Source organism: Microbacterium sp. STRO-2N (assembly GCF_057747775.1).
On record NZ_CM173223.1, the window covers coordinates 3,944,394 to 3,958,594 of the forward strand.

The 14,201-nt window shown below is 70.2% G+C and carries 11 protein-coding genes; 5 read left to right on the forward strand and 6 right to left on the reverse strand.

Features of this window, described 5'->3' with window-relative positions:
- Positions 1–946: 946 nt before the first annotated feature.
- Positions 947–1,867, forward strand: coding sequence for a ParA family protein (locus AC3ANN_RS18195; protein ID WP_488340871.1), 921 nt, complete (start codon positions 947–949; stop codon positions 1,865–1,867).
- Positions 1,867–2,862, forward strand: a complete 996-nt coding sequence (locus AC3ANN_RS18200; protein ID WP_488338783.1) for a ParB/RepB/Spo0J family partition protein — start codon at positions 1,867–1,869, stop codon at positions 2,860–2,862. Before AC3ANN_RS18195 ends, AC3ANN_RS18200 begins: the two co-directional genes overlap by 1 nt.
- A 21-nt stretch (positions 2,863–2,883) precedes the next feature.
- Here the strand turns inward: AC3ANN_RS18200 and AC3ANN_RS18205 are convergent, their stop codons facing one another.
- Positions 2,884–4,170, reverse strand: coding sequence for an RNA polymerase sigma factor (locus AC3ANN_RS18205; RefSeq protein ID WP_488338784.1), 1,287 nt, complete (start codon positions 4,168–4,170; stop codon positions 2,884–2,886).
- 59 nt (positions 4,171–4,229) lie between these two features.
- Here AC3ANN_RS18205 and AC3ANN_RS18210 point away from each other — a divergent pair, with 59 nt between their 5' ends.
- Entirely contained in the window at positions 4,230–4,577 is a 348-nt protein-coding gene (locus AC3ANN_RS18210; protein ID WP_488338785.1) for a tryptophan synthase subunit alpha, read from the forward strand.
- An 85-nt stretch (positions 4,578–4,662) separates the two neighbouring features.
- Here the strand turns inward: AC3ANN_RS18210 and trxA are convergent, their stop codons facing one another.
- The 4 genes from trxA to AC3ANN_RS18230 form a co-directional block, all read right to left on the reverse strand.
- Positions 4,663–4,986, reverse strand: a complete 324-nt coding sequence (trxA, locus tag AC3ANN_RS18215; RefSeq protein WP_488338786.1) for a thioredoxin — start codon at positions 4,984–4,986, stop codon at positions 4,663–4,665.
- A gap of 106 nt (positions 4,987–5,092) precedes the next feature.
- Positions 5,093–6,079 (reverse strand): thioredoxin-disulfide reductase, encoded by a 987-nt coding sequence (gene trxB / locus AC3ANN_RS18220; protein ID WP_488340872.1) that lies wholly within the window; start codon positions 6,077–6,079, stop codon positions 5,093–5,095.
- An 86-nt stretch (positions 6,080–6,165) separates the two neighbouring features.
- Entirely contained in the window at positions 6,166–7,770 is a 1,605-nt protein-coding gene (gene murJ / locus AC3ANN_RS18225; protein ID WP_488338787.1) for a murein biosynthesis integral membrane protein MurJ, read from the reverse strand.
- Positions 7,767–9,932 carry a DUF6049 family protein gene (locus AC3ANN_RS18230; RefSeq protein WP_488338788.1) on the reverse strand — a complete coding sequence of 722 codons (2,166 nt, stop codon included), beginning with the start codon at positions 9,930–9,932 and terminating at the stop codon, positions 7,767–7,769. The genes murJ and AC3ANN_RS18230 overlap by 4 nt, the downstream gene beginning before the upstream one ends.
- Before the next feature lie 151 nt (positions 9,933–10,083).
- On the opposite strand from AC3ANN_RS18230, the gene AC3ANN_RS18235 reads away from it, so the two are divergent.
- Complete coding sequence (locus AC3ANN_RS18235) at positions 10,084–11,604, forward strand: DUF7059 domain-containing protein (protein WP_488338789.1); 1,521 nt, start codon at positions 10,084–10,086, stop codon at positions 11,602–11,604.
- Between the two features lie 40 nt (positions 11,605–11,644).
- A complete protein-coding gene (locus AC3ANN_RS18240; RefSeq protein WP_488338790.1) occupies positions 11,645–13,072 on the forward strand; it encodes a CCA tRNA nucleotidyltransferase in 1,428 nt (475 codons plus the stop codon).
- 46 nt (positions 13,073–13,118) lie between these two features.
- On the opposite strand, the gene AC3ANN_RS18245 is transcribed toward AC3ANN_RS18240, so the two are convergent.
- On the reverse strand, positions 13,119–14,153 hold the full coding sequence (locus tag AC3ANN_RS18245) for an NAD(P)-dependent alcohol dehydrogenase (protein WP_488338791.1): 1,035 nt from the start codon (positions 14,151–14,153) through the stop codon (positions 13,119–13,121).
- Positions 14,154–14,201 lie beyond the last annotated feature (48 nt).

A 14,201-nucleotide genomic window follows, 5' to 3' on the forward strand; every position in this document is an offset into this window, starting at 1 on the left:
CGACCGGCGGGTACACGCAGGAAGCGTGCTGTGTCGGTACGGCCGGGAACCACGCTGAGGCAGCCGGGGCTCTTCGGCTTCTCGTCATCCAGCGATGTTCACGTGAAACGTCGGTGGCACTTCGCGCCGGTGAGCCAAAACCACCGGGCTCGGCCGTGGGATGAGTTCGCTTGTCCACACCAGTGCGGCCCACGTCGGGAGAGATCGATGCCACGGGGACGACGGGCGCTCGGTCGAAGACCAACGTCATTCGACGACAGAGGGATGAACGGTCACGGCGACGGGTGTTTCACGTGAAACGTACGGGCGTCTCGTCACGCTTCTGAAGCGCGCCGACAGAGACCAGGGTCAGTTCTCCAGTGAGCGGCAGCGCCCCGCCGTACTTCCAAAGCAGCGCTCAGAGTAACCGGGCGTGGGGTGTTTCACGTGAAACGTTCGGCCGACACCACGATCACGCGGACAGCCGACGATCCCTTGACTTGGTCTGGCGGGACGGCGGCGGGTTGGACGAGCTGCACCGGGGAGCCACGCTTGACTGGATGGCGGTCGACTTTTCGTCTGAAACAGTAGGGAACGCATGAACAAGTGGCTTCGACGGCTGGGAGTGGGGGGAAGCCGGGATAGGGTGGAAGACGATGCTGAGCGGCTGGCGCATGGGGGAGAGTTTCACGTGAAACAGTCCGACGAGAGTGTTGCCGAGGCATCCCTCTCGTCCGGGGAATCGCCCGTTTCCCTGGTCTCGGAGCCGCAAGCGTCGCCCGCCGTTGACCAGATCGACGATCCGGAGACCGAGGACGAGGCGGCGCCGTCGGACTCGACGGACGTCACGGACCCCTCCACGGGCGACACCGCGATCGACGCGGAGAACCAGCCGACTGTCACCGCCAAAACGGCAGACGATGTCACCGACGAGCACGAGCTCGCCGATCATGAAGAGGAACCTCCTATCGCGCAGCAAGAGAGCGCCACGAGCGTGCAGGAAGACGACTCGCCGATCGCGAGAGAGCTGGCGGATCTGAGTGCGCGGCGCAAGGCTCTCGAAGAGGCCGAGGTACGACTCAGTGGACGTACGCGCGTGCTCACGGTGTCCAATCAGAAGGGCGGCGTCGGCAAGACGACGACAACCGTCAACCTGGCGGCGGCTCTCGCCGAGCGGGGCGCTCGCGTGCTGGTGATCGACCTTGATCCGCAGGGCAACGCGTCCACTGCGCTCGGCGTTCCGCACACCGCTGACGTGCCCAGCGTCTACGACGTGCTCATCGACGAGTTTCCCCTCGCCGACATCATCCAGGTCAGCCCCGAATCGCCCAACCTGCTGTGCGCGCCGAGCACGATCCACCTCGCCGGCGCCGAGATCGAACTCGTGTCGCAGGTCGCGCGCGAACATCGTCTTCGCACCGCCGTCGACGAATTCCTCGCCAGCGGAGCGGAGCGAGTCGACTTCATCCTGATCGACTGCCCGCCATCACTCGGGCTTCTCACGATCAACGCCTTCACCGCGGCGAGCGAGCTGCTGATCCCGATTCAGTGCGAGTACTACGCCCTCGAGGGCCTGAGCCAGCTCCTGGGCACCGTGGGCATGATCCAGAAGCATCTCAATCCGCGTCTGCGGTTGTCCACCATCATGCTGACGATGTACGACGGGCGGACCCGACTTGCGCAGCAGGTCGCCGACGAGGTGCGATCACACTTCCCGAGCGAGGTGCTCGACACCATCATTCCCCGTTCGGTGCGTGTCTCCGAGGCTCCGAGTTTCGGCCAGACTGTCCTCGCCTACGATGGACAGTCGGCCGGCGCCATCGCATACCGCGAGGCGGCAGTCGAATTGATCCGGCGCGAGAGCGCCTCGACAGAAGGGGGCGCTTGATGGCAGCGAAGCGCACGGGCCTCGGCCGCGGAATCGGGGCACTCATACCCACGACCGAGCAGGCGGACGACCGTCCATCGGACGTCTTCTTTCCCCGTGCGGTCGCCGTCGAGGATCGCCCCGAACGTGCCGAGACGACGGGACCGGAGTCGGAGGGGGAGAATCCGCAGGCGGACCTCATCGAGGTTCCCGGCGCGCATCTCGCACACATCGACCCGCACGAGATCGTTCCGAACCCGCGACAGCCGCGCACGCACTTCGACCAGGAGCACTTCGCCGAGCTGGTGCACAGCGTTCGCGAGTTCGGTGTGCTGCAGCCTGTCGTCGTCCGCAAGAACGACGAAGGCAAGTACGAGCTCATCATGGGCGAGCGCCGTACGCGCGCCGCACGTGAGGCCGGCCTCACGTCGATCCCGGCGATCGTGCGCGACACTGCGGACGAGCATCTCCTTCGCGACGCGTTGCTCGAGAACCTGCACCGGTCGGAGCTGAACCCCCTCGAAGAGGCCTCGGCGTATCAACAGCTGCTCGAGGACTTCGGGATCACACAGGAAGAGCTCGCCACGCGCATCGGCCGCTCCCGCCCGCAGATCAGCAACACGATCCGCCTCCTCAAGCTGCCCATGCCGGTGCAGCAGCGTGTCGCGGCCGGTGTGCTGTCCGCCGGTCACGCGCGCGCGATCCTCTCGCTCGAAGACCCCAAGGCGATGCAGCGCCTCGCCGACAAGATCGTCAACGAGGACCTCTCGGTCCGTGCCGCGGAGGCTGCCGCAAAACTCCCGGATGCCGGTTCCACGCGCTCCGTGAAGCCCCAGGCGGGCTCTCGCCGAGCCCACCTCGACGAGGTCGCCGAACGACTCGGTGACCGGCTGAACACCCGCGTGAAGATCTCCTTGACGGCGCGAAAAGGCCAGATCAACATCGATTTCGCTACGATCCAGGATCTGAATCGCATCCTCGAGGAGCTGGGTGAGACGGGGTACGGCCCGGTCTGAGTCCGGCGAACTCGGTACTCGCTACGGGCCGCCCACCCCGTCATTGTTCTGTGGGTCGAGCGCGGCCGCGCGGCGGCGCAGCAGAATCGCCTCCGCGTTGTTTCCCGGAAGGTCGGCCGCCGCGAGGAAGGCAGCTGCCGCGGCATCCGTCTTCCCGAGACGTTCGAGCAGATCGGCGCGCACGGCGAGCAGGGGCCGGAAGCCCGACAGCTCCGGCTCGAGCTCGTCGAGTGCCGGCAACGCCGCCTCAGGCCCGTCGACCATCGACAGGGCGACTGCGCGGTTGAGTCGGATCACGGGTGACGGCGCCAGCGCGTGCAAGGCGTCATAGAGCGCGAGGATCCTGGCCCAGTCCGTGTCGGCGAACGTCGGCGCCACGGCGTGACACTGCGCGATCGCGGCCTGCAGCCCGTAGTAGCCCGGTCCGCGCGCGACGGCATCCGCGCTTCTCATCGCCTCGATGCCGCGGGCAATGGCGGCACGGTCCCATCGGCCGCGGTCCTGCTCCTGAAGTGTCCGGGGAAGGCCGTCGGCGCCGAGCCGCGCCGAGAACCGCGACGACTGGAACTCCATCAGCGCGACGAGGGCCTGCGGCTCGGATTCGCGGGGCATGAGTGACGCAAGCTGCCGCCCGACACGGATCGCCTCGTGCGCGACGTCGGGGCGGAGCGAGCGGTCGCCGTCGGCGGAGGCGTAGCCCTCGGTGAACAGCAGATAGATGACTTTGAGCACGGTTGCCAGGCGAGCGGGCCGTTCCGACCGATCCGGCACCTCGAAGGGCACCCCGGCGGCGGCGAGTGTGCGCTTGGCGCGCACGATGCGCTGCTGAACCGTGGTCACCGACATCAGCAGCACTCCCGCGATCTGCTCCGTCGTGAATCCGGCCACCGTTCGCAGTGTCAGAGCGAGCTGAGCCTGAGGCGTCAGGACGGGATGGCACGCGACGAACACAAGCCGCAGCACGTCATCGTCGATGTGGTCCGGATCGGTCCCTGCTCCGACGGGGTCGACCGCCTCGACCGCGAGAGCCTCCGACACGAACAGCGGCTCCCGGTCGGCGAGACGTCCGCGGCGGCGCCATCCGTCGACCGCGCGCCGCTTGGCCACGGCCATGAGCCACGCGCCGGGATTGTCGGGGATGCCGGAGTCCGGCCATCGCGCGAGGGCCTCGACCAACGACTCCTGAGCCAGATCCTCCGCCCATGGGAAGTCGCCGGTGTGCCGTGTGAGGGCGCCGACGATGTGCACGGACTCCTCGCGCCAGACCGCCTCGACGGCCGCGCGAGCCCGGGCGTCTTCGGTCGCCATGGTGACAGCGTAGGGCGTGCGCTGACCCCGTCATCGCCAGCGGGACGTACCCTTGATTGGTGGCGAACGACGATCAGACCCCGCGGCGGCGGGCCAGTCTCGAGCTTCTGCGCGCCGAGGCCGCGGACGAGCTGTCGGTCCTCGTCACCGAACGCCTGCGCGCAGGCGAAGACCCGTGGGACTTCATGGAGGACCTTCCCACTGTCGACGAGCTGGTCGTGTTCATGCTCCGCGCCGAGAACATCGCGGCGAACGGGGGCGCGCGTCCGAACGCCAGCCGCCACTACCGCGTGCTCCGCCAGATCGCGCTGGACTATCCGCCGCTGACACGTGCCGTGTGGCAGCTCCTCGGAGAGGCCAACACGCACCGACGGTGGGACGCGACGGTCCGCGCAGACGCCGGCTGAGCAACAGATGCCCCGAATGGCATAGACCGCCGCATATACGCGAGAACCCCGCCGCGATGCGACGGGGTTCCCGGAATTCTGGGGTCTATGCCAGGTAGGCCGCGAGATCCTGCTCGAGCGCGAACTTCGGCTTGGCGCCGATGATCGTCGTCTCGACCTCACCCTTGTTGAACACCTTCATCGCCGGGATGGAGGTGATCTGGTACTTCATCGCGAGGTCGGGGTTCTCGTCGACGTTGAGCTTCATGATCGTGATCTTGTCAGGGTGCTCCGACTGGATCTGGTCGAGCACGGGCGAGACCATACGGCACGGTCCACACCACTCGGCCCAGAAGTCGACGAGGACGGGACCCTCGGCCTGGAGCACATCCTGCTCGAACGTGGCGGACGTCGTCGCCTTGGCGGTCATGATTCTTCTCCTTCGGTGGAAGTCAGTCTCTTGCGGCAACACGCCCGGCCGGCCATTTGTTCCGCGGCCACGCGCCAGGCCGCGCAGCCGGCACCGCGCCCCGGACTCAGGCCGCGTCGGCCTCGGGCAGGCCCTCGATCTGGTCGCCGTGCACGTCGGGCGCTCCCGCCTCGCCGAGTGCGGCGAGGTAGTGCTCGACGTCGAGAGCGGCGACGGTGCCGCTGCCGGCGGCGGTCACGGCCTGCCGGTAGGTCGGGTCGATGACATCGCCGGCGGCGAAGACACCGGGGACCGACGTGCGCGACGAACGGCCGTCGACCCAGATCGTGCCTTCGGGGGTGAGCTCGAGCTTGTCGTGCACGAGGTGCGTGCGCGGGTCGTTGCCGATGGCGACGAACACGCCGTCGAGAGCCAGCTCACGGGTCGATCCGTCGACCGTGTCTCTGAGGACGACACCGGTCACCGCGTCGTCGCCGATGATGTCGGCGACCTCGGAGTTCCAGATGAACTCGATCTTCTCGTTCTTGAATGCGCGCTCCTGCATGATCTTCGAGGCGCGCAGTTCGTCGCGGCGGTGGATGACATACACCTTCGACGCGAACTTGGTGAGGAAGGTCGCCTCCTCCATCGCCGAGTCGCCACCGCCGACGACCGCGATCACACGCTCGCGGAAGAAGAAGCCGTCGCATGTCGCGCAGTACGACACGCCTCGGCCCGACAGGCGGGCCTCGCCCGCGATGCCGATCTTGCGGGGGGCGGATCCGGTGGCGAACACGAGCGAATCGGCCTCGTGCGTGCCGCCGCTGCCCAGCGTGATCTTCTTCACGGGACCGTCGACCTCGAGCGACACGACGTCGTCGTAGAGCACCTCGGCGCCGAACCGCTCGGCCTGCTCCTGCATCTTCGCCATGAGGTCCGGGCCCTGGATGCCCTCGGGGAAGCCGGGGAAGTTCTCGACGTCCGTCGTGTTCATGAGCTCGCCGCCGGCCTCGACGGAGCTTGCCACCACCAGCGGGTTCAGGTTCGCACGTGCCGCATAGATCGCCGCGGTGTATCCCGCAGGGCCCGACCCGATGATGATGACCTGACGCACGAACGGCTCCTTCTCGTCGATCGGGATGACACACCCCGCCGAATCCTTCAACACATGGTAACCGCGGGGCATTCCGACGGACGGTGTCAGCGCCCGCGCGGCAGGAACCGCTGCAGCTGGCCGAGCACCGGCCGCAGCTCGGGCGCACGAAGCAGGGCGAGAACGCCGAGGTACACGACGAACGCCACGGCGCAGATGATCGCAGTGCCGAGCGCCCCGAAGAGCTTGTCTGCCGTCGTCCACCCCTGGTCGCCGCCCATCAGCTGATAGACGAGCCAGCCCGCGCCGGCGGCGGGCAGTGCGGCGAGGACGAATCGCCCGTAGGAGACGAGCCACGAGCGCGCCGCGAGGCGCCGCATCCGTCGTCGCAGCAGCACGGCCGCGATGGTGACCTGGACCGCCGTGGCGATCGACTGCCCGAGTGCGACCCCCGCCGCGAGCTGCTCGACCGGCAGAACCGCCTGGGCGACGAGCACGAGGCCGACGAAGAGCGCGCACTGGATGACGGTGAAGACGAATGGCGTGCGGGTGTCGTTGTAGGCGTAGAAGGCGCGCTGGACGACGAAGAGGATCGACAGCGGGATGAGCCCCACGAGGAACGCGACGAGCACGGGGGCCGCCGCCACAGCCTGGTCCGTCGCGTTGACGAAGACGCGAGTAGCCGGGACGGCGGCCACCATGAGCGCCGCCGCCGCGATGGTGACGAGCAGCCCCGTGACGCGGATGCTCGCGGAGAGGTCGGTGCGCACATCGTCGTCGCGGCCCTCGTGCGCGTGCTCGGAGAGTCGCGTGAAGTAGGGCGTCCCGATCGACATGACGATGATGGAGTACGGGAGCATGAAGACGAGCCACGCGTTCGCCATCGTGAACACGGACGACCCGTCGCCGGAGGCTTCCGTGATGACCCGTGTCTGCACGAGGCCCGCGAGGGTTCGCACCACGACCATCGCGAACGTCCAGCCGGCGAGCCGGACGATGTCGCCGAGCCCGACGCCGCGCCAGCGGAAGTCGGGTCGCACGTGCAGGCCCGTGCGCCGCCAGAACAGGAACAGCACACCGGCCTGCACCACGATCCCCCCGGTCGCGGTGGCGCCGAGCGCGGCGATCATGCCGGACGTCCAGTCCGTGACGCCGGTGAGGTCGGTGCCGAAGTACAGCCCGATGAGCCCGAAGCCGATGATCGAGACGACGTTGTTCACGATGGGCGCCCACGTGAACGGCCCGTACACCTTGCGCGCGTTGAGGGCTTCGCCCACGAGCGCGTAGAGACCGTAGAAGAAGATCTGCGGCAGACACCAGTACGCCAGGACGGTCGCGAGCGCCTGCTGGTCGGGTGTGAACGACGGCGCGAACAGCTCCACGAGGAGCGGCGCGCACAGCGTGGCGACGAGCGCGGTCACCAGGAGGACGACGGTGCCGAGGGTGAACAGCTTGGAGATGAACGTGCGACCGCCGTCGGCATGCGCGGCCGACCGCACGATCTGCGGCACGATGACGGCGGTGAGGATGCCGTACGAGATGATCTCGTAGATCGTGTTGGGGAGCTGGTTCGCGACGGTGAACGCATCGCCTGCACGGCTCGCGAACGATCCGAGGACGGTGACCAGCACGATAGTGCGCACAAGGCCCGTGAGGCGCGACGCGAGCGTGCCCGCGCCGATGAGAACGCTCGCGCGCCCGATACCGCTCACTGAGGGTTCTCCGTCTCCGTGGGTTCATCAGGGTCTCGGTCGTCCGCCGTCGTCTTGCGACGGCGCATGCGCAGCACGGTGCGGGTGATGCCGACCACCAGCAGCGCGCCGACCACGACCGCGAGCGCTGCGATCCCGACGCCCTCCCATTCCGCCCACACGTTGACCCGCACGGTCTCGGGGTCGCCGATCGCGACGAACGTGGGACTGCGCAGCTGCAGCGCCAGTGTCACCTCGCCGCGTCCCACGCGTGCCTGCACGGGCACCTCGACGCGCGTGTTGCTCTGCGGGGTGGCGACGATCGTGGTCTCGGTCTGCACGTCGAGCCGCAGGTTGTCGGGCGTCGTGTAGAGCACGAGGTTGACGGGGTACTCGAGGTCGTTGCGCACCCAGAACCGCAGCGCGGCGTTGGATCCGTACAGTTCGCCGGGACTCGTGGGCAGAAGCGCGACCGAGTCGAGTGTCTCGGCGGTCGCGGCGCGGTGGTCGGCGAGCGCGGTCGGCCATGCGTCGTCGCCCACCCAGCGCACGCCGAGCAGCTGCAGGAGCTCGGCGCGTTCGGGGCCCGTGATCAGGCTCGGGTCGTCGAGGATCGTGGCGAACCGCGCGACCTCGCCCTCGTCTGCGAGGAGAGCGGATGCCGCGGCCGCGCGCTCGGCGGACGCTTCGACCTCGATGAGTTCGAGGGGGTCGGCTTCACTCGCGGCGAGACCGCCGAGAGTGCGGGGTGCGACGTTCGGTGCGGCGCTCGCGGTCGCGATCGCCGTCGCCAGGCCGATGCGCGAGCGCTCGTGGTCGCGCCCGAGCGTGACCAGGAGCGGACCGTCGGATTCCGCGGTGGCGAAGTCGAGGTACGCCGTCGCCTCAGCGAGGGCTGCGCCGCGCAGCCAGGCCACCTCACGCAGCGACGCTTCGTGCAGCGCGCTCGAGACAGCCTCGTCGTACACGAGGACGCCGGCGTCGCCGACCCGGCCGCGGGCGCTCACCGTGTCACCATCGGCGCCCGCGGTCGTCGTCGTGGAGGGCACGATCGTGAGCGCCGGGTTGTCGGCTTCGCCGAGCTCCCCGAGCCGCGTGACGACGCCCGTGTCGGCGCTGCCGTCCGCGGGCCAGAAGACGGCGTCGCGCGTGGGCTCGCCGACGGCGAGCAGGGTCGCGGTGTCGGGCAGCGACGTCGAGGGCCCCGAGGTGGCGGTCGGGGTGGGGGTGGGCGTCGGGGACGGGGTGGACGCGGGGAAGTCGGCCGGCGTCATGTACGCCGTGAACGAGGTCGGCGCGAGCGGTCGCGGCAGTCCCGCCTGAAGCTGCGTGGTGACGTCCGCGTCGCCGAACTGCAGGGCGAAGCGCGAGTTCGGGAGTGCTTCGAGGCGAGCGAGCCACACGGTCGCCGATTCGGGCGCGGCTGTGCCGAGCACCCGGATCGCGGCGGGGATCGCGGGGTCGACGGCGAGGATGACGGTGGTGCCGGTGACCGCGTCGAGCTGCGCGGTGAGCGCGCCGTCGGGCGCGGTGAGCACCGTGAGCTCGTCGGCCGTCAGCAGGCCGCCCTCGAGCGGGGCGGCGGTGATCGGGACGATGACTCCGATGCCGACTTCCGGCCGATCGTCGGCGGGCACGATCATGACGCTCGTGGACGTGACCGTCCCGGGCCCGGCGGTGTACGAGGCCGCGAGGGGGTACACCCCCGGCGCGAGGCCGGCGAGCGCGGGTTCCGTGGCGGCGACGGTGATCGCGGCGACCTGCTCGGAGCCCGGGTCGACCGCCTCGAGCGCGGCAGTGCCGGCGGGCACGAGCGAGACGCCGCCGAGGTCGCCGCCGAGCCACGACGAGAGCGCGCCACGGTCGGGCAGGGGCACGGAGCCGATCGACAGTGCGATGTCGCTGGGCGGGAGCTCGGCATCCGTCCCGTTCTGCAGCCCGACCGACACGGTCAGCGCCTCACCCGGACGCACGATGCCGTTCGACACGGGCGACAGCGTGAAGACGGTCGTGCCGGCGGGCACCGACGGGGTGGGCGTCGGAGACGGTGAGGGGGTCGGCGCGGCGACCGCCGCGGCGGGCAGCAGCAGCGCGCCGAAGACCGTGAGGGCAGCGGCGACCACGGCGAGGCGTGGCACGCGGCGCGGGGGACGGCGCCGGGGTGGGCTTCCCGGTGTGGTCACGGTCATCCTGTCGGGGGTTCGCTCCTGTGCGATGTCCTGACCGCACGATCGACTGCGATTCTACGGTCCGTGCCTCCGAGCCACCCGGACACCGCGCGGCGCGCGCGCCGACGCGGCCACCCGTGGGGCGCGGGCACGCTTGAATGGGACCGTGATCCCCGAACCCGATCCGGCCGTGTGCCGAGCGCTCGCAGCAGACCTCCGCGACGCCGGGTTCACCGCGGAGGCGCTCCGCGACGCGTGGGGTGCGGCGGCCGACGACGCGATCGCTCGCGGGCTTCGCTCGCCGGCGACCCGTGCGCTCGCCGCTCGCGACGACCCCCTGGCCGTGCTGGGCAGACTGCTGGTGCTCGGGATGCCGGAGGCCGCGGCATCCGTCGACCGGGCGCTCGCCCGCACGCGCTCCGGCGGCCTCGGCGGCCTCGGGCTCGCGGCCGTCGCCGGCGATGAGGTGCGTCCGGTCGTGGTGGTGCGTCCGCAGTCGTATGCGGACGCAACGGGTTCGGGGCAATGGTGGATCGCGAGCGACCTCGACGAGGCGGCGCTCGGCGGCCCTCTGCCCGAGGACCATGTGCTCGGCGTCGGCGGTGCCTCGCTCACCCTCGCGGGCCTGCAGCTGCCCACGCCCGCGGAGCGTGGGCTCGACGTGGGCGCCGGGTGCGGCATACAGGCCCTCCGCGCGCGTGCGCACGTCGGCCACGTGGTCGCGACCGACATCTCGCCGCGCGCGCTGTGGTTCACGCGGTTGAACGCGTTGCTGAACGGAGTCGACGGCATCGAGACGCGGCACGGCAGCCTCTTCGAGCCCGTGGCCGGCGAGCAGTTCGACCGCATCGTCTCGAACCCGCCGTTCGTCATCACCCCGCGGGTCTCCGACGTGCCGGCGTACGAGTACCGCGATGGCGGCATGGTGGGCGACGACCTCGTCGCCGCGTTCGTCGCGGGCGTCGGCGCACACCTTTCGCCCGGCGGCGTCGCCCAACTGCTCGGCAACTGGGAGACGCGCGACGGCGTCGCCGGACTCGACCGCGTGCGGGAATGGATCGAGGCTTCGCCGATCGGACTCGATGCCTGGGTCGTCGAGCGCGAGTCGCTCGACCCGCTCTCGTATGCCGAGCTGTGGGTGCGCGACGGCGGCACCCTGCCGGGGACGCCCGGCTTCGCGCGTCTCGCCGACGCATGGCTCGACGACTTCGACGCCCGGGGCGTCACCGAGGTGGGATTCGGCTACCTGCTGCTGCGCCGCCCCGCCGCGGGTTCGCCGACGCTCGCGCGGTACGAGCGGCTGCACAGCCCGCTCCCGGGCGAGGGGCTCGGTGCGCACCTGGCGGAGGCGCTCGCCGCGCATGACCGGAGCGTCGGCCTCGACGCGGCCGGGCTGGCGGCATCCGTCCTCGTCGTCGCGCCCGACGTCACCGAGGCCCGCCATCACCTGCCGGGCGAGGAGCATCCCACGGTGATCGAGCTGCGCCAGGGCGGCGGGTTCGGGCGCTCGCTGTCGATCGATCCGGGTCTCGCGGCCCTCGTCGGGGCGTGCGACGGCGACCTGCCGCTGGGAGTGCTCATCGACGCGATCGCCGAGCTGATGGGGGTTCCTGCCGCGGCGCTGCGCGCCGACCTCCTCCCCCGGGTGCGGGAGCTGCTGTTCACCGGCTACCTCCGCTTCGCGTAGCGCCGCGGTCCGCCTCGCGGCCCTCGGTAGGCTGGAGGCCATGCTCAACATGGCCGAGGGCATCGCGCGCCTCGGCGCGCTCGCCGAGTCCCCCGTCGTCGACACGCTCGCCCGCGCCTTCGCGGACGCGGGTTTCGACCTCGCGATCGTCGGAGGTCCGGTGCGCGACGCGCTGCTCGGCCGCGAGACGCACGACCTGGATCTCACGACCGACGCGCGACCCGACGACATTCTCCGCATCGTCAAGCCCGTGAGCTCGGCGCAATGGGACATCGGCCGCGCGTTCGGCACGATCGGCGCGCGCGTCCGCGGCGAGCAGGTGGAGATCACGACCTACCGCGCCGACAGCTACGACGGTGTCACGCGCAAGCCGACGGTCGAATTCGGGGACACCATCGACGACGACCTGCTGCGTCGCGATTTCACGATCAACGCGATGGCGCTGCGGATCCCCGGCCGCACCCTGGTCGACCCGACCGGCGGCGTCGAGGACCTCGTGCGGGCAGTCCTGCGCACCCCGACCGACCCGCACGTGAGCTTCGGCGACGATCCGCTCCGCATGCTGCGCGCGGCGCGGTTCTCATCGCAGCTCGGGTTCGAGGTCGACCCGGTGACGGTGGACGCGATGACCGAGCTGCGTCGTACTCTCGAGATCGTCAGCCCCGAGCGCATCCAGAGCGAGCTGTCCCGGCTCCTCGCGACCGACGACCCGGTGCGCGGCATCCGTCTGCTGGTCGAGACGGGGCTGATGGCGGAATTCCTGCCCGAGATCCCGGCGCTGCAGCTCGAGGTCGACGAGCACCACCACCACAAGGACGTGTACGAGCATTCGCTCACGGTGCTGCGGCAGGCGATCGAACTCGAGAGGACGCGGAACCCGGGAGAGGCCCCCGACGTGCCGCTGCGGCTCGCGGCGCTGCTGCACGACATCGGCAAGCCGGCGACCCGGCGTCTCGAGCCCGGCGGCGGGGTGACGTTCTACCACCACGACATCAAGGGCGCCCGGCTCGCCCGCAAGCGGCTGCAGGCCCTGCGGTTCGACTCCGACACCATCGGCGCGGTCGCGCGGCTGATCGAGCTGCACCTGCGGTTCTTCGGGTACTCCGAGGGCGCATGGACCGACTCGGCGGTCCGCCGGTACGTGCGGGATGCCGGCGCCGAGCTCGAGCGCCTGCACATCCTCACGCGGGCCGATGTGACGACGCGCAACGTGCGCAAGGCGAAGCGCCTCGCTAGCGCGTACGACGACATCGAGCGGCGCATCGCCGAACTCGCCGCCCAGGAGGAGCTCGAGGCCATGCGCCCCGAACTCGACGGCAACCGCATCCAGGAGGTCCTGGGCATCACGCCGGGTCGCGAGGTGGGCGAGGCCTATCGCTTCCTCCTCGACCTGCGCCTCGACGAGGGGGTCCTCGGCGAGGCCGAGGCCGAGCGTCGCCTGCGGGAGTGGTGGGCCGCGCGGGCCTGACCGACACGCGGGCGACGGATGCCGGCATCCATCGCCCGCATCAGCCTCACGGCACGATCACCGCGCGGCCGCGCACCTCGCCCTCGTGCAGCCGGTGGTACGCCGTGACGGCATCGTCGAAGCCGTAGCGCTCGACGTGCACGCGCACGGCGCCGATGCGCGCGAGGTCGAGCGTCTCGATGAGCTCGCTGCGGGATCCCCAGTACGGCGCGCGCACCGCGGCTCCGAACGGCGTCGCGAAGAACCCGGCGGTCATCAGCCCGCCGCCGATGCCGACGATATGCACGAACCCGTCGATCGCGACCACGGCCTTCGCGAGGTCGATCGTCGGCTGGACTCCGGCGAAGTCGAACACCGTCTGCGCCCCGAGGCCGCCGGTGAGCTCGCGGACGCGGTCGGCTGCCTGCGCGTTGGAGATGACGGTGTGGTGCGCCCCCACCTCCTTCGCGAGCTCGAGCTTCTCGTCGCTGATGTCGACGGCGATCACCGTGGCGGCGCTGATGGCGCGGATGATCTGGATGCCGACATGCCCGAGCCCGCCGATCCCCATGACCACCGCGACCGATCCGGGGTAGAGCTTGTGCTGGGCCGCCTTGATGGCGTGGTACGGCGTGAGTCCGGCATCCGTCAACGACACCGTCTCGACCGGATCGAGGTCGCCGAGGGCGACGAGGTGGCGGCGATCGTCGACGATGACGTACTCGGCCATGGCGCCGGGCGCGCCGAGTCCGGGAGGTGCGATGCCGAGGCCGGCCGCGTACGGACAGTAGTTCTCGCGGCCCTGCGAGCATTCGTGGCACTGCCCGCAGCCCCACGGCCCGTAGATCGCGTACGCGTCGCCGACCGCGATGCCCTCGACGCCGTCGCCGAGCTTGTCGACGACACCCGCGCCCTCGTGTCCGAGCGTGAGCGGCAGTCCGTACGTGTACTGGTCCTCCGGGAGGTCCATCACGAACCAGTCCGAATGGCAGAGCCCCGCCGCGGTCACCTTCAGCCTGATCTGCCCCGGCCCGGGCTCGGGCATGTCGATGTCGACGACCTCGGGACCCTTGCCGATCTCGCGGTACTGCACAGCCTTCATGTCGGTCTCCTTCCGTCGAGCCCGACACTGCCGCGCCCGGCCTGCCGC